Source organism: Brevundimonas sp. GW821-FHT02A10, assembly GCF_059422025.1.
The window spans coordinates 773,579-792,089 of record NZ_JBWKWC010000001.1 but is presented as its reverse complement, the minus strand read 5'-3'; the positions used below and the strand labels follow the sequence as shown (position 1 = coordinate 792,089).

General features: G+C 66.2%; 19 protein-coding genes. 9 read left to right on the top strand and 10 right to left on the bottom strand.

Features of this window, described 5'->3' with window-relative positions:
- Positions 1 to 14 precede the first annotated feature (14 nt).
- Positions 15 to 1,214, top strand: coding sequence for a succinyl-diaminopimelate desuccinylase (gene dapE / locus AC07U0_RS03535; RefSeq protein ID WP_494718639.1), 1,200 nt, complete (start codon positions 15 to 17; stop codon positions 1,212 to 1,214).
- A 105-nt stretch (positions 1,215 to 1,319) separates the two neighbouring features.
- On the opposite strand, the gene AC07U0_RS03530 is transcribed toward dapE, so the two are convergent.
- The gene (locus AC07U0_RS03530) at positions 1,320 to 1,517 is read right to left on the bottom strand and encodes a hypothetical protein (RefSeq protein ID WP_494718638.1); all 198 of its coding nucleotides are present in this window, start codon (positions 1,515 to 1,517) and stop codon (positions 1,320 to 1,322) included.
- Positions 1,518 to 2,832: 1,315 nt separating this feature from the next.
- On the opposite strand from AC07U0_RS03530, the gene AC07U0_RS03525 reads away from it, so the two are divergent.
- The 3 genes from AC07U0_RS03525 to AC07U0_RS03515 all read left to right on the top strand — a co-directional run bounded on the left by AC07U0_RS03525 (position 2,833) and on the right by AC07U0_RS03515 (position 4,628).
- Positions 2,833 to 3,300: a carboxymuconolactone decarboxylase family protein gene (locus AC07U0_RS03525; protein WP_494718637.1), complete on the top strand. Its 468-nt coding sequence runs from the start codon at positions 2,833 to 2,835 to the stop codon at positions 3,298 to 3,300.
- Positions 3,287 to 4,192, top strand: coding sequence for a sigma-70 family RNA polymerase sigma factor (locus tag AC07U0_RS03520; RefSeq protein WP_494718636.1), 906 nt, complete (start codon positions 3,287 to 3,289; stop codon positions 4,190 to 4,192). Before AC07U0_RS03525 ends, AC07U0_RS03520 begins: the two co-directional genes overlap by 14 nt.
- 85 nt (positions 4,193 to 4,277) lie before the next feature.
- Positions 4,278 to 4,628: a hypothetical protein gene (locus AC07U0_RS03515; protein WP_494718635.1), complete on the top strand. Its 351-nt coding sequence runs from the start codon at positions 4,278 to 4,280 to the stop codon at positions 4,626 to 4,628.
- Here the strand turns inward: AC07U0_RS03515 and AC07U0_RS03510 are convergent.
- A complete protein-coding gene (locus tag AC07U0_RS03510) occupies positions 4,625 to 5,524 on the bottom strand; it encodes a LysR family transcriptional regulator (protein WP_494718634.1) in 900 nt (299 codons plus the stop codon). The two genes, AC07U0_RS03515 and AC07U0_RS03510, sit on opposite strands and share 4 nt — an antisense overlap.
- Before the next feature lie 106 nt (positions 5,525 to 5,630).
- Here AC07U0_RS03510 and AC07U0_RS03505 point away from each other — a divergent pair, with 106 nt between their 5' ends.
- Positions 5,631 to 7,049, top strand: a complete 1,419-nt coding sequence (locus AC07U0_RS03505; protein WP_494718633.1) for an alpha/beta fold hydrolase — start codon at positions 5,631 to 5,633, stop codon at positions 7,047 to 7,049.
- Positions 7,050 to 7,072: 23 nt separating this feature from the next.
- Complete coding sequence (locus tag AC07U0_RS03500) at positions 7,073 to 7,903, top strand: alpha/beta hydrolase (RefSeq protein ID WP_494718632.1); 831 nt, start codon at positions 7,073 to 7,075, stop codon at positions 7,901 to 7,903.
- A gap of 3 nt (positions 7,904 to 7,906) precedes the next feature.
- On the opposite strand, the gene AC07U0_RS03495 is transcribed toward AC07U0_RS03500, so the two are convergent.
- The 4 genes from AC07U0_RS03495 to ppa form a co-directional block, all read right to left on the bottom strand.
- The gene (locus AC07U0_RS03495; RefSeq protein ID WP_494718631.1) at positions 7,907 to 8,347 is read right to left on the bottom strand and encodes a DUF4019 domain-containing protein; all 441 of its coding nucleotides are present in this window, start codon (positions 8,345 to 8,347) and stop codon (positions 7,907 to 7,909) included.
- An 82-nt stretch (positions 8,348 to 8,429) separates the two neighbouring features.
- Positions 8,430 to 9,311, bottom strand: a complete 882-nt coding sequence (locus AC07U0_RS03490) for an AraC family transcriptional regulator (RefSeq protein WP_494718630.1) — start codon at positions 9,309 to 9,311, stop codon at positions 8,430 to 8,432.
- A 72-nt stretch (positions 9,312 to 9,383) separates the two neighbouring features.
- Entirely contained in the window at positions 9,384 to 10,172 is a 789-nt protein-coding gene (gene lepB, locus AC07U0_RS03485) for a signal peptidase I (protein WP_494719181.1), read from the bottom strand.
- A 135-nt stretch (positions 10,173 to 10,307) separates the two neighbouring features.
- Positions 10,308 to 10,874 (bottom strand): inorganic diphosphatase, encoded by a 567-nt coding sequence (ppa, locus tag AC07U0_RS03480; RefSeq protein ID WP_207868961.1) that lies wholly within the window; start codon positions 10,872 to 10,874, stop codon positions 10,308 to 10,310.
- A 135-nt stretch (positions 10,875 to 11,009) separates the two neighbouring features.
- Between ppa and AC07U0_RS03475 the strand changes: the two genes are divergently transcribed.
- Positions 11,010 to 11,759, top strand: a complete 750-nt coding sequence (locus AC07U0_RS03475) for a DUF599 domain-containing protein (RefSeq protein WP_494718629.1) — start codon at positions 11,010 to 11,012, stop codon at positions 11,757 to 11,759.
- A 386-nt stretch (positions 11,760 to 12,145) separates the two neighbouring features.
- On the top strand, positions 12,146 to 12,658 hold the full coding sequence (locus AC07U0_RS03470; RefSeq protein WP_494718628.1) for a hypothetical protein: 513 nt from the start codon (positions 12,146 to 12,148) through the stop codon (positions 12,656 to 12,658).
- Here the strand turns inward: AC07U0_RS03470 and AC07U0_RS03465 are convergent.
- Positions 12,597 to 13,544, bottom strand: coding sequence for an N-formylglutamate amidohydrolase (locus AC07U0_RS03465; RefSeq protein ID WP_494718627.1), 948 nt, complete (start codon positions 13,542 to 13,544; stop codon positions 12,597 to 12,599). The two genes, AC07U0_RS03470 and AC07U0_RS03465, sit on opposite strands and share 62 nt — an antisense overlap.
- Positions 13,545 to 13,602: 58 nt before the next feature.
- Here AC07U0_RS03465 and cpdR point away from each other — a divergent pair, with 58 nt between their 5' ends.
- Positions 13,603 to 13,959, top strand: a complete 357-nt coding sequence (cpdR, locus tag AC07U0_RS03460) for a cell cycle two-component system response regulator CpdR (RefSeq protein WP_492946729.1) — start codon at positions 13,603 to 13,605, stop codon at positions 13,957 to 13,959.
- Positions 13,960 to 14,031: 72 nt separating this feature from the next.
- Here cpdR and AC07U0_RS03455 read toward each other — a convergent pair whose 3' ends face one another.
- The 3 genes from AC07U0_RS03455 to AC07U0_RS03445 form a co-directional block, all read right to left on the bottom strand.
- A complete protein-coding gene (locus AC07U0_RS03455) occupies positions 14,032 to 15,918 on the bottom strand; it encodes a terminase large subunit domain-containing protein (RefSeq protein ID WP_494718626.1) in 1,887 nt (628 codons plus the stop codon).
- 171 nt (positions 15,919 to 16,089) lie between these two features.
- A complete protein-coding gene (locus AC07U0_RS03450; RefSeq protein ID WP_494718625.1) occupies positions 16,090 to 16,971 on the bottom strand; it encodes an HNH endonuclease in 882 nt (293 codons plus the stop codon).
- The gene (locus tag AC07U0_RS03445; RefSeq protein ID WP_494718624.1) at positions 16,968 to 18,503 is read right to left on the bottom strand and encodes an AAA family ATPase; all 1,536 of its coding nucleotides are present in this window, start codon (positions 18,501 to 18,503) and stop codon (positions 16,968 to 16,970) included. Before AC07U0_RS03445 ends, AC07U0_RS03450 begins: the two co-directional genes overlap by 4 nt.
- Positions 18,504 to 18,511 lie beyond the last annotated feature (8 nt).

Here is an 18,511-nt window from a genome sequence, read left to right as displayed (position 1 = left end):
TAAAGCATAGAGCCATGAGCCGCGCATCAACTCCTGTGATCGATCCTGTCGAACTGACCCGCCTGCTGATCCGTCGACCCTCGGTGACTCCGGTCGACGCCGGGGCGATGGAGGTGCTGGAGACGGTCCTGACCGAGCTGGGCTTCACCTGCCGCCGCATGCCGTTCGAGGGACCGGGCGGCGCCGGGGTCCATGCGCGGATCGAGAACCTCTACGCCCGTCGCGGCACGGCCTCGCCCAACCTCTGTTTCGCCGGTCACACCGATGTGGTGCCCACCGGCGCCGAAAGCGGCTGGTCCTCCGATCCCTTCCAGGCCGAGGTCAAGGACGGCATCCTGTTCGGCCGCGGGGCAGTGGACATGAAGGGCGGGATCGCCGCCTGGGTCTCGGCCGTCGCCGAGGTCCTGGCCAAGGGCGAGCCGCACGGCTCCCTGTCCTTCCTGATCACCGGCGATGAGGAAGGCCCGGCCCTGCACGGCACCAAGCGCGTGGTCGAGGCCTTGATGGCCGAGGGCGAGATCATCGACGCCTGCATCGTCGGAGAGCCCTCTTCGCAGGGCGTGCTGGGCGACATGATCAAGATCGGCCGCCGCGGCTCGCTCAACACTTGGATCACCGTCCACGGCAAACAGGGCCACGTGGCCTATCCGCAGCGCGCGGCCAACCCGGCCCCGGTGCTGGTGCGGCTGCTGGGGGTCCTGGACGCCCACGTCCTCGACGAGGGCTATGAGGCCTTCCAGCCCTCGAACCTCGAGATCACCACCATCGACATCGCCAACGGGGCGACCAACGTCATTCCGGCCGAGGCGAAGGCGCGGCTCAATATCCGCTTCAACCCCGCCCACACCGGCGATGAACTGATCGACTGGCTGAACCGTGAGGCGGGCAGGATCCAGGCCGAGACCGGGATGCAGATCACGCTTGAGCACATGTGTTCGGGCGAGGCCTTCCTGACCCCCGTCGGGCCGTTCGTGACCCTGGTGCAGGACGCGGTCGAGGCCGAGCTGGGCCGCCGCCCCGAAGCCTCCACCACCGGCGGCACCTCCGACGCCCGCTTCATCCGCGCCCTGTGCCCGGTGCTGGAGCTGGGCCTCGTCGGAGTGACCATGCACCAGTTCGACGAGCGCGTGCCCACCGCCGAACTGGACGCCCTGACCTCGGTCTATCGCCGGGTGATCGAGAACGTCTTCGCCGCCGCCCGCCCGGCGGAATAGGCCTGTCCTCACCGAGTGTCGCGTGGCGCGGAGCCGCGTGGCGACGGGACGGAGGGGCGTTTCAAGGCCCCTACAGGTCTGTGATCCGCTGGTGAGAGTCTGCCTTCAGGCCACGCCCATGATGCGCGCGCACATCGCGACGACGACTATAACGGCCGCGACCGCGCCCGCGATTTTCAGTTCTGCCCAGCCCCTTTGCACCGCAGTTGGCGGCGCATATTGAAGCGGGACGAAGTCCTCTGGTCGATAGGGCTCTGCATGCCGCGCATCCTGCCCATCAGCTTCGTCTTCCGGTTCAGTCATCGCTCATAGTCACCGTCGCCGCGCTCCGTAGCAACGTTGGTTCTCCGCCCCTGCGCTGTGGTCTGGTATAGACCCATTGCGGTCCCTGAACCGGCGGTGGATAGTAAGGGGGTGAGACCGATCAACCTGAACGCCGTTCCGTTTCTCAGCCGCTGGGCATCTCTCGTTCAACTCGGCGCGCTGGAGGCAAACAACGGTCGAACCGGTTGGTTGCGGGTAGCCGGGATAGGCAGGTCAAATCGCCAATTCTCGCGAATGGCGCTCATCGGGGCCGCCCCTGTTCTCCTGTTGCTTATACCCGACGCGCTCGGTCACCATCGGGGGCTTCTTTGGTGGACTATACTGGTCCCAGCCATCGCTTGGGGCTGTGCCGCGTTCGCTCTGATCGCAGTTACGCTGGCCGCGTCTATCTGGCGGGCGGCTCGTGTTCGGCGGTCCATTGATCGAGGCCAGCGAAGTAGGCTTTCTCGTCGGCGTTGACGCTATGGTTTCAAGCAGCGCGCAATCCGATGACCGCTCATTGTCCATAGACGCCCGATGGCTTCCGACCCGTTGCGGACATCCGCCGGCCATGGAACCCTTCCGTCAAATGACAGGGTCACTGCATGTCTGCACGCCGAGCATTTCTAACGTTCTCGCTCATAGGGTTTCTCCTCTCTGGATTGGCTTTCCTTGGGAGCGCACTGGCCCTTGAGACTCCAACTCCATTTGGGCGTCTCGTCTGGGCCTTCATTTCAAACCGCTCTTTCGATCTTCAGATCGTGCGGTTGATGCTCATAGGATGTTTCGCGGCCGTCCTCGCAGTCAGGGCTGGAATATCAGAGAAGGCGCGGCTGGTTCTGACGGGCAGCATAGTCGCTGCGGCCGCCCTCTATGTCAGCTTTAACCTTCTTGAGCGTGTGTGGGCTATGTCCTCCCCAGCAGCGCCGCCTTGGGCGCCCATGGGGTCAATGGCTTGGTGGAGATTGGCAACCCACGATTGGCCATTCTACTTACTCGACATGGTTCTGGCTTTTGGCTGCGCCGCAGCCGTGATCAGCCTCATGCCGAAGTCTAGGAAGCTTTCAAACGCAGCTTAGGAGCGTCCGCTTCCCACCCTTCCCGGACGTTCGACATGTCTGCGGGCTGGCCCTTACGCGGATTGCCGACGCGATCTTCGGTGACGACGTCCGGTTCTAACAAGGAAGCTTCCGCCACACAGTCCCTCACGAAGCTTCGTCTGGTGGGGATGAAATATTTCCCGGGCCCATGTCACACTCACCCCGCCCGTCTCGTCATCGGGGTGAAGCGCAATAGAGCGCGACGTGGAGAGACGATGATGACCCCCCGACTGACCGACCCGTTCAAACTGGCCCCCGCCCATCTTCAGGCCATGGTCGCTCTGGAGAAGGCGACCGCCGACAGCGGTCTGGAGGCCTCCCTGATCGAACTGATCAAGACCCATGTGTCCCAGATCAACGGCTGCGCCTTCTGCATCCATATGCACACCACCGACGCCCTGAAGGCCGGAGAGACGCCGATGCGTCTGGCCATGCTGCCGGCCTGGCGGGAATCCAGCCTCTATTCGGCCCGCGAACGCGCGGCTATCGGCTGGGCCGAGGCCCTGACGAAGATCGCGAAGACCCAGGCTCCCGACGCCGACTGGGAGGCCCTGAAGGCGCAGTTCGACGAGGCCGAAATCGTGCAACTGACCTTCGCCATCGGCGCCATCAACGTCTGGAACCGGGCCGCCATCGGCTTCCGCTTCGCCCACGGCGCGGACCACAGCCGTGTCGCGGCCTGACCTTCCCACCGATCTGTTCGAGACGCACCGGCCCCGGCTGGTGCGTCTCGCCTATCGCATGCTCGGCTCGGTCGCCGAGGCCGAGGATGTGGTTCAGGATGGCTGGCTGCGCTGGCGCTCGGTCGATCCGGTCGACATCCGCGAGCCCGCGGCCTGGCTGACCCGCACCGTCACCCGTCTGTGCCTCGACGAGATCAAGTCGGCCCGGTCGCGGCGCGAAACCTATGTCGGCGCCTGGCTGCCCGACCCGCTCGTCGGGTCGGTCGATCCGGCGGAGGATGCTGCCGACGACCTGACCCTGACCCTGATGATGGCGCTGGAGCGTCTGTCGCCGCTGGAGCGGGCGGCCTTCCTGCTGCACGACGTCTTCGGCGTGGCCTTCGACGAGGTCGGCCGCACCCTCGGCCGCGACGCCGGCGCCGTGCGTCAGCTGGCCTCGCGCGCCCGCAAACATGTGCAGGACGCCAGACCCCGCTTCCCGGTGGCGCGCGAGGAGGGCGACCGCATCGCCCGCGCCTTTTTCGCCGCCAGCCGCGACGGCGACCTCAAGACCCTGGGCGGCCTGCTGGCAGAGGACGCAGTCCTCTATGCCGACGGCGGCGGCAAGGTCATCGCCTTCCACAACCCGATCCGGGGCCTCGCCCGCCTGCTGCGTCTCTTCGCCGGTCTGAACCGCAAATACGGGGCCGACGCCTTCAGCCTTCTCCGGCCGATGTGGATCGACGGCCTGCCGGGCTACGCCAGCCTTGAGCGCGGTCAGGTGCTCCAGACCACGGCGCTCGACATTCGCGACGGACGCATCGTCGGGGTCTATATCACCCGCAATCCTGACAAGCTCGCGGCCGTCGCGGGCCTCGTCGCCGACCTCAGGCCGGAGGCAACGTCGCACTGAGCGGGTCCGACATGACCGATTTTAAACTGGCGGAACGCGGCTGATGGGGGTTCACTCCGCCAAAGCCTTTCACAGGACGCACCCGATGACCCGCCAGTTGTCGCCGAAGAAGAGCGAAACGCTCGAAATCCGGCTGCCGCACCAGACCAAGACCGCCTTCATGGCCCGCTGCCAGACCGAGGGCCGCACCGCCTCGGAGGCCGTGCGTCGATTCATCGACGGCGAGCTGGTTGAGGCGGCGCCGCGCCGTCCCCGCGTCGGCCTGTGGCACGCTCTCGCCGCCGCCGCCGCCGGTCTCGCCATCGGCGCCGTCGCCGCCCCCTCGCTGGCCCAGACCGCTCACGCGCAGGAAAATCCCCGCGCCGCCTTCGACCGCCTCGACCGCAACCACGACGGCGTGGTCAGCTATGCGGAGTTCCGCGCGGGCCCGGCCTAACCCCGCATCCGCTCGACCAGATAGTCGACGAACACCCGCACCCGGGCGGGCATGTTCGGGCCGCCGACGAAGACCGCCTGGAAGACCTCCGAGTCGCCCGGATTGAATTCCTCCAGCAGGGGCACGAGCCGCCCCTGCGGGATGTGGTCGTCCAGGCAGAAATTCCCGAGCCGTGCGATCCCCACCCCGGCCAGGGCCAGCTGGCACAGGGTCTCGCCGCTGTTGGCCTCCATGACCCCGTCGATCTTCATGACATGGTCGATCCCGTCCTCGCGGAACGGCCAGACCGGCTCGGTGCGGCGGAAGTTGAAGTTCAGACAGTCGTGGTCCAGCAGGTCGTTGGGCCTCTTCGGAGTGCCCCGCCGGGCCAGATAGGCGGGGGAGGCGACGATGGTCCGCCCGTTCTCGCTCAGCCGGCGCGCGGTCAGGGTGCTGTCCGGCAGCACGCCCGAACGGATCGCCACATCGGCCTGACCCGCCGCCACATCGATCATGGCGTCGGTCAGATGGACGTCGACGACGATCTTCGGATAGCGCTCGGCGAACCCGGCCAGCAGGGGCACGATACAGTGCCGCCCGTGGGAGATGGCGCCGGTGACCCGCACCCGCCCCTGCGGCGTCCCCAGGTCGACGATCACCCGGTCCGCCTCGTCCAGATCCGCCAGGATGCGTCGCGCCGCCCCCAGATAGGTCTGGCCTTCCGGCGTCAGGGTCAGGGCCCGGGTCGAGCGCAACATCAGCCGGGCCCCCAGCCGGGCCTCCAGCCGGTCGATGGTGCGGCTGACCCCTGACGGCGTCATGTCGGTCGCCCGCCCGGCGCCGGAGAAGCTGCCGGTGGTCGCGACGGCGACGAACACCTCCAGCTCGCGCGCGCGATCCGCCCCTGTGACCGCCATCTTTGCCCCTCGATCAAGAATGCTTCGCCGAGCTCCCGACTAATCGCGTTCGCTGAGCTCTGTAAATCTCCGTCTCAGCCGATAGGGGCTCTCAGGAGATCGACCAATGACCAACACCCGCACCGCCTTCCGCCGCCTGGCCCTCGCCGGCGCCGCCCTGACCGTGATCGCGACCTCCATGGTCGCCGCCCCGGTCCTCGCCCAGACCGCACAGCCGGCCGCCGCCGCCTCTGCTCGCCCGGCCTTCGAATTCCCCGCCGGTTTCCAGACGCGCGAGATCGCCGCCAACGGCACGACCCTGCACGTCCGCATCGGCGGTTCGGGTCCGGCCGTCGTCCTGCTGCACGGCTATGGCGAGACCGGCGACATGTGGGCGCCGCTCGCCGCCGACCTCGCCCGAGACCACACGGTGATCGTGCCCGACCTGCGCGGCATGGGCCTGTCGGCCACCGCGACCGGCGGCTTTGAAAAGGCCAATGAGGCCGAGGACATCCTCGGCGTCATGGCCGCCCTGAATGTCGACCGCGCCGATGTGGTCGCCCACGACATCGGCAATATGGTCGCCTACGCCCTCAGCGCCCGTCATCCGGACAAAGTGACCCGACTGGTGCTGATGGACGCCCCCGTCCCCGGCATCGGCCCGTGGGAAGAGATCCTCAAGAACCCGCTGCTCTGGCATTTCCGCTTCGGCGGCCCGGACATGGAGCGTCTGGTCCAGGGGCGTGAGCGCATCTACCTCGACCGCTTCTGGAACGAGTTCTCGGCCAATCCCTCGCGCTTCACCGAGGCCTCGCGCGCCCACTTCGCGACCCTCTACGCCGCCCCGGGCCGGATGCATGCCGGCTTCGGCCAGTTCGCCGCCTTCGATCAGGACGCCATCGACAACCGCGCCTGGCTGGCCGACCACGGCAAGCTGACCATGCCGGTCCTCGCCGTCGGCGGCGCCAAGAGCTTCGGCGCGACCATGGCCGTCGTGACCCAGGCGGGCGCGGTCGATGTGCAGGAACGCGTCATCCCCGACGCCGGCCACTGGCTGATGGAAGAGCAACCGGCCCTGACGGTCGCCGCCATCCGCGAGTTCCTCGACGGCACGCCGCCCGCGGCGCCGACCGGCCGCCATCTTGGCCAGACCGCCATGTCGCTCGGCCAGACCCAGGCCCTGCCGACCTCGGGCGCCGGCGCCGGCACCTCGGGCCTCGCGGGCGTCCAGACCGTCCTCCTCTACGGCGATCCTTCGAAGGCGGGACCCTACGCCTTCGAGATCCACGTCCCGGCCAATACCCGGATCCAGTCGCACACCCATCGCGACGACCGCTTCGCCACGGTGATCTCGGGCTCCTGGTTCTTCGGCTATGGCCGTGAGGCGACCGACGCCACGGTCCGTCCCCTGACCACGGGCGGCTTCTACACCGAGCCCGCCGGCGCCCCGCATTTCGCCTTCACCCGCGATGAGCCCGCCGTCGTCCGCATCACCGGCAATGGCCCCAGCGACACCGTCTACGTCGCCGGCCAAGCCGCCCACTGACCGCAGGAAGGGGAGGAACGATCATGACCACCGACACCCTTCAGGCCGCCATCGACCGCGCCAACGCCTCCGGGCGGCAGCCGGTGGTCTTCATCCACGGACTCTGGCTTCGGCCAGAGTCCTGGACTCCCTGGGCCGAGCGGTTCGAGGCTGCGGGCTACATCGCCCTGACCCCCGGCTGGCCCGCGGAGGAGGGCGTTCTCGAAGGCGCTGAAACCATCGGTCAGGTGCGCGACCACTTCGCCGGGATCGCCAAAGCGCTGAAGCGCAAGCCGGTCCTGATCGGCCATTCCTTCGGCGGCCTGATCGCCCAGATTCTGGCCGGTGAGGGTTTGTCGCGGGCGACGGTGGCCATCTCGCCCGCCCCCTTCCGCGGCGTCCTGCCCCTGCCGCTGTCGGCCCTGCGCTCGGCCTGGCCGGTGCTCAAGAACCCGGCCAACGCGGGCCGCCGCGTCCCCCTGACGAAGGCCCAGTTCCGCTACGCCTTCGGCAACGCCCTCGATACCGCCGAAAGCGACCGCCTCCATGACGCCTTCCACGCCCCGGCGCCCGGTCGGCCGATCTTCCAGGCCGCCGCCGCCAACCTCAATCCCTGGACCGAGGCGCGCGTCGACACCCGCGCCCCGGACCGGGGTCCGCTTCTGCTGATGAGCGGCCGGATGGATCACACCGTCCCGCCCCCCGTCGTCCGCGCCGCCTGGACCCTCCAGCGCCGCAACGAGGCCGCCGTCACCGAGCTCTTCCAGCTCGACGGCCGGGGCCATTCCCTGACCGTTGACGCCGGTCTGGGCGAGGTCGCCGACATCGCCATGGCCTTCATCGACCGGGCGACAGCCGAGGGGGCAGGTCTCTGAGGGCTATCGCACGAAGTAACCCACGGCCTTCCAGCCGCCGGCTTCGTGAACGAAGACGGCGGTTTCGGTCATGTCGGGACGGTTGGCGAACGTGGTCTGGTACTGGATCACTGTGTAATCGCCCGCGGGGGCGCCCGGCAGGGACGCGGTTCGCGTCGCGCTCTTCTGGACGCGGGAGACGACCGGACCGACGCCCTCGCGAACGGACCGGGCATTTGCGGCCCAGTCGGCCTCGGACACCTGGGTCTTGAACATCGCGCCGGCGCTCGCCCAGCTTTCCGCCCACTGGCCCTGATCCAGAAGTGCGATCCACGCCGTCGCGGCTTCGGTCGCTTCCGGCGTGGCGGTCGTCTGCATGGCGGCGGGCGCCCCGGAGGACGGAGCGACTGGTCCTGCAAGGCTGCTGAGGCTGTAGAGGGCGGCGGCGACGGCGATCGAAATCATGACGGGCGATCCTGCGAAACGCCGGACAGGTTACGGCCCGGCTGACGATGCGGCCGATCCTGCCGCATCGATCGGCCCCCGGCTACCGCAACGGCAGATGCACCTCCGCCGCCGTCCCCTGTTCCGGCGCCTCAAGGAAGAATCGTTGGGCGTAGACGGGGAAGTCGCGCATTTCCTCGCCGCTGTCGGGCAGCCAGTCGCGGTACAGGAACAGGGCGGCAGGCTCGAGGTTGTGGGTGTCGCCGGTGACGCGCAGAACGGCGCAACGGCCGCCGGGGATTTCACCCAGCCTCACATCGTGGCCGTCCGCTTCGAACACATGGCCCTCGGGCAGGCCGACGCACAGGTCCATGGCGTAGTCGTTCGGGTTCGCCGGGCGCCGCTCGGTGTGCCAGATGTTGAAGGTGGTGCTGTTGGCGGGCGACAGGCCCTGCGACTTCCGCCAGGCGATGAAGCGCTGGATGGTCTGGTCGAGGGTCTCCGGGGCGCCCCGGTGTTCGAAGATCGCGACCCGGGTCGGGGCGGTTTCGCGGATGACGATGTCGGCGTTCGTGAAGGTCTGGGGCATGATCTGGCTCCGGGCTGAGTTGAGCGGCGAAAAGGCCGCGAGCCACGGCTCCCAGGCGGGAGATTTCCGGAAGTCTGACGGTGACTGTCCCAGCCTCTGGCGAAAGGCGCGGGCGAAGGCGTCGGGCGTCTCGTAACCGGCGTCCAGGGCGATGTCGGTGACGCTGGCCCCGCCCACATCCGCCAGCCGTTTCGAGGCCTGTCTCAGGCGGGCCAGCTGGACGTAGCGGTGCAGCGACAGGCCGAAGGTCGCCCTGAACTGCCGGTGGAAATGGAATTTCGAAAACGCCGCGACGGCGCTCACGCTCTCCAGGTCCAGATCGCCGGCCAGGCGCCGGTCGATATGATCCAGCACCCGGGCCATCCGGGCCATGTAGGGGGTCAGCGTCGTCGTCATCGTCCTCTAATCCTCGTGACGAGGCTTACCTGAAGGACGCACGCCGCGCGCGCTCGACCGATCTTGCTGACTTCAGTGAATGGGCTTGAAGAACCGGTTCCCGCGCAGGTTCAGCCAGGTCCAGGGCTTGATCAGGGCGCTGCCCGCGTTCCACGAGCCGACGACGATTTCGGCCTTGCCGATGATGTTCTGCGCCGGCAGCAGGCCGACGCCCACCGTTCCGGGCCAGCGGCTGTCGAGCGAGTTGTCGCGGTTGTCGCCCATCATGAAGTAGTTGCCGGCCGACACGACATAGACGCCGGTATCGTCGCCCGGCAGGCCCGATCCGCCGTCATAGGTGACGTAGGTCTTGCCGGAGGCCTGGGTCTCCCGAACCTGCATCACCTCGCGCAGCGGCGCGTCGAAGTCGTGGGTCAGGCCCTCGGCCGCCTGCGGAATGGCGATCCCGTTGACCGACACCACCCCGCCCGTCACCTGCACCCGATCGCCCGGCAGGCCGATCACCCGCTTGACCCAGGTCTGTTTCGGATCGCGCGGCAGGCGGAACACCACGACATCGCCGCGCTTCGGCCCATGTCCGAGGATGCGGCCCTTGCCCGGGATCAGCGGCAGGTTCAGCGGCAGGGACGCCCGGCTCCAGCCGTAGGCGAACTTGGACACGACGATATAGTCCCCGGTCACCAGCCCCGGCTCCATCGACGACGAAGGGATGGTGAAGGGCTGGAACAGCACGACCCTGAGCACCGTCGCCAGGGCCAGGGCGACGACCACGGTCTTGACGATCTCGATGATCTCGCCACGGGTCGACGGCGCCGATGTCGTGGCAGGGGAGGGGGCGGTGGGTTCGGTGATCTCGGTCATGGCCGCATTGGCCCCGGCCTCGCGCGTGGAAGCAATCAATAGCCTGTCCGGACAGCCTGAAATCGTGTCCGGACACGAAAACGCCTCCGCGGGCGGACCTGCGGAGGCGTCGATCTCGTCAGACTGTCGAAGCGATCAGGCCGCGTTGGCGGCGCCGCTCTTCTTGGCCTTCTGGGCCTCGTCGTGGGCGCGCATGCCCTCGGCGATCAGGGCGGCGGCCTCGCCGGCGTCGCCCCAGCCCTTCACGGTCACCGACTTGTTCTTCTCCAGATCCTTGTAGCGGGTGAAGAAGTGCTCGATCTGCTCGACCAGGATCATCGGCAGCTGACGATAGCTGGCGATGTCGGTGTAGTAGGGGTTCAGCTTGTCGACCGGCACGGCCAGGATCTTGTCGTCGCCGCCGGCCTCGTCGACCATGCGCAGCACGCCGATCGGGCGGCAGCGAATGACGCAGCCCGGCACCACCGGCGAGGGGTTCAGAACCATGACATCGCAGGGGTCGCCGTCGTCGGCCAGGGTATGCGGCACGAAGCCGTAGTTGCCCGGATAGTACATGGCGGTGTGCAGGAAGCGGTCGACGAACAGGGCGCCGGAATCCTTGTCCATCTCGTACTTCACCGGCAGGCCGCCCTGCGGGATTTCGATGATGACGTTCAGGTCCCAGGGCGGGTTCGGGCCGACGGGAATGGCGTCGATGTTCATGATGTGCTCGGATTGTGCATCTGCGAAGTGTCGGGCGTCATAGTCCGACCGGCCGTTTCGGGCAAGTCAGCATCCCTGACAGAACGTCCCTCTTGCGGTACGCAGGGGTGCTGGATCTGTGCGGACAAGACCTGAATGACCACCACCGACTGGGCTGCGCTGTCGCTCTTCATCCTGTGCTGGCTGGGCTATGACCCGCTGCTCAAACTGCTGGCCCGGCGCAGCGGCGCCCTGAACGAGGACATGCTGACCATCCGGCGCGCCTGGATGACGGCCATGACCCATCGGGACCTGCGGCTGCTGGACAGTCAGCTCCTCGGTCATTCGATCAATTCCGGCTCCTTCTTCGCCTCCTCCAACCTGCTGCTCATCGCGGCGGTCGGTGGGGTGCTGTTCGGGGGCGAGAATGCGCTGCGCGCCTTCGCCTCGGTCGGCGCCGAGGCTGTGCCGGTCCGTTTGCTGGAGGCCAAGCTTGCCCTGATCCTCGCCTGTCTGGCGCGCGGCCTTCTCGATTTCATCTGGTCCCTGCGCCAGATGAACTATGCGCTCGCCCTGATCGGCGCCGCGCCCGAAATCCATCAGCCCGGCGACAAGGTCGCCTTCGGCGAGGCCACGGCCCGGGTGCTCAATCCGGCGCTGGCCTCCTTCAGCCAGGGTGTGCGCGGCTATTACTTCGCCCTCGCGGCCGGCGCCTGGCTGTTCGGCCCGGTCTGGCTGGCGGCGGCGGTGGTCTCGGCCTTCAGCCTGTTGGCCTGGCGTCAGGCGGCCTCGCCTGCGGCCCGCGCGATTCGCGAGGCCCGCCGCATGCTTGAGGCGGAAGAGGCGCGAGCGGGTGGCTTCCCCGGCGCTCTTTCCAACACCCCGGCCGAGAACGATCCGCGCTGAACGGCACAGCTATTTTGCATTGCAGCATCACGCATTGCGTGATCACGCCCGTTTCGGGTCCGATTCGTGCTTGGACACCGGTTACCTGACGTAAGGTGAGGCAAATTACGGTAACAACCCGTGATCCGATGCGCGGATTGGATGGTTGACGCATTGTGCATCGCAACCTAGATTGATCTTCGACGCCTTCGGGCGTCTTGCCCTTCCTGGGCGTTTCCTCCCTATAGACTTTCATGGCCGCGCCGGTATGGCGCGGCCTTTTTTTCGTTCCGCGCTCGGCCGGCGGGCGGGTGGGACGCGCTTTAACGTCTAATTGACCACGCCACTTCATGGCGCATTGGACATCGCGTGCGTAACCTGAGGTTCTGTTTTCAGGATCTGCTCGCGTGTTGACGCCGTCTCTCCTCACTCCCAACCGGGTCCTCGCGATTCTGCGGCCGGCCGCAGCCGTCTGCGGGCTCGGTCTGGCGGTTCTGATGCTGGGGCCGTTCCACGGGATTGAGCGGGCCTTCGGCCTGACCGACGGTCCCGCCCACGCCATCGCCTTCTTCTGGATCACCACGGGTCTGTTCGCGATCGCCCCCGGATGGCGGCGTGGCGACATCGCCCTGGCCACCCTGCTGATCGCGGTGATGTCCGAGACCCTTCAGGCCGTGACAGGCCGCAGCCTGTCGCTGCTGGAACTGGCCGCCGATGCGGTCGGGATCGTGGTGGCCATGGTCCCCGGCTGGGTCGAGCGCCTGCGCTATCTGGCCCGCACCGCTCCCGATGTGACCTTCGCCGAGATCCGCGCCGCTGATCGTCGCGGCCAGCCGGATGCGGAGTCCGCGCTGGACGTCAGCGCCCTGGTTCGGGCGCCCGCCATTCGCCATCGTCGGCGGCGCAAAGATCGGCGATGACCCTGTCGAGCACGGCCTTGCAGCGGCCATAACCCGGCCCCGGCTCCAGCGTCGTCTCATCGAGATAGAGGGCGCGGTTCAGCTCGATCTGGATCGCCTGATACCCCTCGTCGGGCCGCCCCCAGGTCTGGGTCGTATAGCCCCCCGCATAGGGCTGGTTCAGCCCGACCCGCCAGCCCGCCGCCTCGAACAGGGTCCGCAGTTTGCGCGTCAGGGCAGGGGCGCAGGCCACGCCATGCCGGTCGCCCAGGATCACATCGGGCCCCGCCGCGCCGCGCGCCCCGCCCCGCACCGCCCGCGATGGCATCGAATGCCAGTCGATCAGCACCGCCAGCCCGTGCCGCGCCCGCGCCGCCTGCATCAGCTCGCCCAGGGCCGCGTGATAGGGCGTATGCGCCAGCGCCAGCCGCGCCTTAGCCTCCGTCGCCGTCAGCCGCCGGTCGTAGAGCAGGACGCCGTCACCGGCCTTCCTCGGGATCACCCCGAACCCCGCCGCCGTCTTGGCGGACACCGCACCGCCCGCGCAGCCGTCGATCAGGGCCGGGTCCAGCTCCTCCGGCGCCCGGTTGAGGTCCACATACGACCGGCTGAACCGCCCCGCGATCAGGGGGGCGCCCCGCCCGGGCCCCGAGGCCACCAGCCGGTCCACCCCCACGTCCTCGGCGCTGCGCAGGGAAGCCTCCGACAGCCCCGCCGCCGCCCCCATGTCGCCCGGCAGGTTCGCGCCCGAATGGGGTGAGGCGAACACCAGCGGTCCCGCCTCGCCGTCGGGCAGGCTCAGGGTGAAGGGCGAAGCGTCCGGCGTCATCCGTCCGGCATAGCCGATTTCCACCCCTCGTCCACAGACCCGTCCCCCGCTGTCGTTCGCCCTACCGGTGATTTTCATGGGCGGTTTACGCTTGGCGGCATAAGGTTCCCGTTCTGGAACGTGGGGAAGGCAACAGATGGCGCGCATACTTCTGGCGGAAGACGACGCCTCCCTGCGCGGTTTCCTGACCCGGGCGCTCGAGCGCGCCGGTCATACGGTGGTCGATTGCGAGAACGGCGACGACGCCATCGACGCCCTCGAGCACGGCCCCTACGACCTGCTGCTGACCGACATCGTCATGCCCGGCGCCGACGGCATCGAGGTGGCCCGCGTCGCCGCCGCCCGCATGCCCGGCCTGCGCATCATGTTCATCACCGGCTTCGCCGCCGTCGCCCTCTCGGCCGCCCAGGCGTCGCCGCAGGCCAAGGTCCTGTCCAAGCCCGTCCACCTCCGCGACCTCGTCAACGAAGTCGACCGGATGGTCGCGGCATAACGCTCAAGAGCGCTACGCTCGGCTCGCGGAGCCTCGCTACTTGAGCGCGTCCTCCCCTCGCGGAGGGGAGGGTCAAAGCCACCCGGCTTCCGGCCACGGGCTGGCCACCGACAGCCCCCTCGGCACATACCCGAAATCCAGCGACCGTATCCTCGGCCCCTCTCCGCGCGCGCCGAGAAGCAACGCCGTCACGCCCCAGACCAGGGCGTCCGCGCGGTCGAGGTCATACCGCCCCTCGTCCTCCGACCCGAAGGCCATCAGCTCCTCCTCCAGAGCGCTGAAGACGCCCGCGTGCCGCACCCGCCCCTGCTCATAGAGGGCCGCCACCGGCTCGGCCCGCGCCCGCTTGCCCGAGGTCGCCCGCACCGCCCGGAACCGCAACCCTGACCCTCTCAGCCCCGCCGCCTCCAGCACCGCCCGCACCATCTCCCCGCCCTGATTGACCTCGGCGACGATCTCCGACGCCCCGAACTCGCTCGCCGCCGCCAGAGCCCGCCGCGCCCAGCCCTCCGGCGACAACCCCCGCGCCGACCGGTCCGCCAGCACCACCGCCCGCTCCCCGGCCCGGGCGACCACCACGATCCCGCAGGCGTTCCCGGCGGCGGTCGTCGTCGGGTCCACCGCGACACAGACCCGATCGAACGGCCCCTCCACCGCCTCCCTCGCCCCGGCCAACATCTCGGCTGTGAAGAGCCCGCCCTCCGGCTCCACGACCAGCCCCTCCAGCTCCTGCGCCGCCCGTCGCGTCCCGCCATACAGCGCCTGCAGCCCCTCCAGGAACGCCGGCGCCAGGTTCTCCGCATTGTCCGCCGTCGGGGCGTGGCTCTGCTTGCACGAGGCCTCCGCCCGCAGAGCCTTCAACGCCGCCGTCGGCCGGGGCGTCGTCGTCACACACAGACGCGGCGCCGACGTCTCCTCCCCGCTCTGCGGGGAGGGGGACCGCGAAGCGATGGAGGGGCTCTTCACCCCCGCACCGCACTCGCCCCCAAGACCCCTTCCGTCTCCTCGCGCAGGGCTCGGAGCCACCTCCCCATCGCTGTGCGACGGGGAGGAGACGGTCGGCCCCAACGGCAACCGCAACCCCATCCGCACCATGGCCAGCACCTCGCCCCCGTCCCGCCAGGCGCAGAACTCATCCGCCCAGGCCGCCGCGAACTGCGGCCCTCTCAGCGAATCCGGGTCCTCGGCCGAGAAGACGAACGCCTCGGCCCCGTTCGGAAACACCAGCCGCCGCCGCGACGCCTGATACCGCGGCCAGTCTCCCAGCGCCCGCCATCGCGGCAGGTTCAGGATCCCCGACGGTCCCCCGATCATCACCTCGCGCGCGTCATGCAGGGTCGCCCCGATCAGGGCCAGCCGCCCGCACCGCTCAGCCATGTCCGAAATCCACGACGCCCCCGCACATGTCTTGCCCGCCCCGCGCCCGCCCAGAAACAACCACGTCGACCAGTCCCCCTCCGGCGGCCGCTGCGCCGTCCGCAAAATGAGCTGGCGATCCTCCCCCATTGGGGGAGGGGGACCACCCGCAGGGTGGTGGAGGGGGCCAGCCACACGCGCGGCCTCTCCCAACCCCATCACCCGCCCCGTCCGCAACGCCGACCGCGCCGCCTCATTGAGCCTCAGATGATCCTCGATCCGCCCCTCCTGCGCCGCCCGGGCCGACTGCTCCAGCGCCCGCGCCGCCGATCCCTCCGGGTCCGCCGGGTCATAGTCGAAGGCCAGGTCCTCGACCCGCCGCTCATGCGCCGCGATCGGCGGCGGCTGCCGCCAGCGATAGACCGCGTCCGGCCGGTCCATCTTGCGATAACCCCGGTTCCGCGCCTGCCAGTACAGGGCCTCGACGCTGACCCCGTGCTCCAGCGCCAGCGCCCGGGCCGTCTCGCCGCGCACATAGCGCTCCAGCAAGGCGATCCAGATCGCATCCTCCAGCAGCGGCTTCCCCGGGCGTCGTTCGGTCATGCGCGTAGTATGGGGGCGCCGTCGACCAGGGCGGGCTCAGCGGCGCGAGAAAAGCGCAAACCCGGGCGGGCCTTGGGATCGGGAGGCTCAGTTATGATGGCTGGCGGATTTGGGTACCGTGTTTTGCTCTAAGCGCTCCCAAACCCCGCAGCCTCCGCAACCGACGCGGCGTTAAACGCGGTGCCAGTCCGGATTGCTAAAGTCCGTTTGGATAAACCAATCAGTGGCAGCGAGAGCAGCGTAAGCCGTACGGCTCCAACCGTTCAGTTCGAAATCGGTGCTGTTGGCGTTCTCCAACAAGTATTCCTGAAATGACGGAGAAGACAGGTTTCTAAGGCTGTTTGCACGGAGTTGGACGACCTTCGCCACTTCCCCTCCGGCTTGAACGGAGAAGCGAGAGCTGAGTTTATAACCCATAAAGTGATGGCGAACGCGTTCCTTATCTTTGCATTCCCAGTCTTCCGGCGGCGCGCACTGAAAGGTCAATAGTACAGGATTGCCACGATGAACAACTGCTCTTACCCAGCGCTGTTGAAAAAATAGATCCCCGTCTAGGTATGGATGCAATGTCTGCTGATCTGGTAAAGCCCCGAAGGATGCATTCTTGCCCGAGTTACAGTCTCTGCAGCACGGCACCAAGTTAAGCGGATGAACCGAATAAGCTGGAAAGTTCGCCTTTGGGAGGTAATGGTCCAGAGTTCCGGCGTGCCCAAGACCACCGCAAAATGGGCAAAAACCTCCTGCGTTGGTCAAGATTTCGTCGTATACTTCCCGTGAAGAGCCTGTCGCGGCTACCATGTAGTGAGTGTACAGATCCATTAAGTTCTGTTTGCTCAGCGTGCCTGCAATTAGCGCTGCCCTGTTGCCCCGGGGGACTCGCGGCAAGCCGGACCAGGCGGCATCATCACTTGCTGTATCGAAAGCAACGTTTGCACGTTCAATGTTCGCACGATTTGCGACGAAAACTCCGCGAAGCGTGGGATCGCCTACGGCCGCCGCACAGGCGTCGTAGGTGTCGAGTGGATCGTGTTGTGGGCGATTCAACCTTTTCACGAAAGGGATACCGGTTGGTCTCGATCCGTAATCATTGCCCGTAAGATGCCGCGCGCCTCGTGCCCCAGCTGATCGCCATACAAAGCGACGATGTCGTCATAACTACCGCCGCGGGCGACAGATTTTTGTAGCAGATCATGGAATCCGGACTGCGACACCTCCAAGCCAAAAACTTCGCGTGTTAACGAGCCAACATTTTCGCCGAATGTTTCAACGCGCGGTCGCTCCGCGTTCATGGATAATCGCGAGCGGCTAATAACGTACGCACATGAACGCGGAACTTCCTGAAGGACCACGGGAGAATGAGTCGCAATAATCGCCACTCCGTTTCTATTATGAAGAAGCTGGCTTAATGCTCGAGTGAACGCGGAAAGCAATGGAGGGTGCAAGTGACTTTCTGGTTCGTCCAACAACACCAGTGTCTTTTCTTCTACTCGAGCAACTAGTCTGGAAATTGTTAAAAGCACGATTGCGTGGCCCGAACTCATACGTTCAACCACGCTTTTTGCTGTTTCTGTCAGCAAATCTCCACGGCTATCAGCCAAGCGAGACAGCTCCATACGCGCAAAATTCTCGTCGGATTCTAAGGTTGATATGGCCGCAAGCCACCTCTGCTGTCTCCCTGTATCCGAAAAACATTCTTTCAGACTGCTAACACATTCCGCTCTCAATGTGCTCAAAGACTTAAGTAAAATTCCGCTTTCGTCTTCCGTATCTTTTAATCCAATGTAACTATATCGCGTCCCCAATCCCGGATCTGACCTTTCTGGCGGAGGCGTGAAGGGATCGAAGGCGCTGAATGCAACTGAAACCAAAGAACTAAAATAATCGGCTGAAATCTCTTCTTTACTTATCCAGGTCGTTGCTAAGAATCGTGATTGAGTTGATTCTTTGCGCATGATTGATGCTACCATGTCGTTTAGAAGTGTGGTCTTGCCTACGCCATTTCTGCCAATCAATGCGTGAATGTTGGTGCTTGGGACTGATCCCGCTGTGACTAGAAAATTGAGATCTACCCCAGCTACGCTTTCTGAGCTTGGAGAGAAAAATCCAAATCGAAAGTCACTTAAGGGGGCACCGCCATCTATAACGCGTCGAAATTGTCCTTCTATGGAAGTGAAACTCACTGATCGCATCAAAGATGTAGAAAAAACTTTTTCTTCCTTAGCTCTACTGAGTAGATCTTCATCCACGACAACGTCGCGAATTCCAGAAAGAAAATCTATCCTCGAATTCTCGGAAACTTTTAGAACTTTCTGATAATATTCTACGTCCTGTCCTAAAGAAAAATAGCTCGGCCCCAGTGAATCAAACGCTCCAGGAATCGTTTCATAAGTGCTATTTGCTTCGGACTGGCCAAAAAATCCGATTTTTACACTACCGAGGTCAGTTCTAGATCCTTGATCGTCAAAAACGACCACTTGAAACATGGTTACAAATGAAAAATCGTCCCAAAGATCTATCCTGAGGTACGCAGTGTTCACCCCCGCATCGGGAGCGCGCTGAGACCGGCTTATAACGATGAACTTCAATGATTCCC

Excerpts from the sequence above, each read along its gene's own strand:
- dapE (WP_494718639.1), top strand. The coding sequence starts at position 15 with ATGAGCCGCGCATCAACTCCTGTGATCGATCCTGTCGAACTGACCCGC.
- AC07U0_RS03530 (WP_494718638.1), bottom strand. The coding sequence starts at position 1,517 with ATGACTGAACCGGAAGACGAAGCTGATGGGCAGGATGCGCGGCATGCA.
- AC07U0_RS03525 (WP_494718637.1), top strand. The coding sequence starts at position 2,833 with ATGATGACCCCCCGACTGACCGACCCGTTCAAACTGGCCCCCGCCCAT.
- AC07U0_RS03515 (WP_494718635.1), top strand. The coding sequence starts at position 4,278 with ATGACCCGCCAGTTGTCGCCGAAGAAGAGCGAAACGCTCGAAATCCGG.
- AC07U0_RS03510 (WP_494718634.1), bottom strand. The coding sequence starts at position 5,524 with ATGGCGGTCACAGGGGCGGATCGCGCGCGCGAGCTGGAGGTGTTCGTC.
- AC07U0_RS03505 (WP_494718633.1), top strand. The coding sequence starts at position 5,631 with ATGACCAACACCCGCACCGCCTTCCGCCGCCTGGCCCTCGCCGGCGCC.
- AC07U0_RS03500 (WP_494718632.1), top strand. The coding sequence starts at position 7,073 with ATGACCACCGACACCCTTCAGGCCGCCATCGACCGCGCCAACGCCTCC.
- AC07U0_RS03495 (WP_494718631.1), bottom strand. The coding sequence starts at position 8,347 with ATGATTTCGATCGCCGTCGCCGCCGCCCTCTACAGCCTCAGCAGCCTT.
- AC07U0_RS03490 (WP_494718630.1), bottom strand. The coding sequence starts at position 9,311 with ATGACGACGACGCTGACCCCCTACATGGCCCGGATGGCCCGGGTGCTG.
- lepB (WP_494719181.1), bottom strand. The coding sequence starts at position 10,172 with ATGACCGAGATCACCGAACCCACCGCCCCCTCCCCTGCCACGACATCG.
- ppa (WP_207868961.1), bottom strand. The coding sequence starts at position 10,874 with ATGAACATCGACGCCATTCCCGTCGGCCCGAACCCGCCCTGGGACCTG.
- AC07U0_RS03475 (WP_494718629.1), top strand. The coding sequence starts at position 11,010 with ATGACCACCACCGACTGGGCTGCGCTGTCGCTCTTCATCCTGTGCTGG.
- AC07U0_RS03465 (WP_494718627.1), bottom strand. The coding sequence starts at position 13,544 with ATGAAAATCACCGGTAGGGCGAACGACAGCGGGGGACGGGTCTGTGGA.
- cpdR (WP_492946729.1), top strand. The coding sequence starts at position 13,603 with ATGGCGCGCATACTTCTGGCGGAAGACGACGCCTCCCTGCGCGGTTTC.
- AC07U0_RS03455 (WP_494718626.1), bottom strand. The coding sequence starts at position 15,918 with ATGACCGAACGACGCCCGGGGAAGCCGCTGCTGGAGGATGCGATCTGG.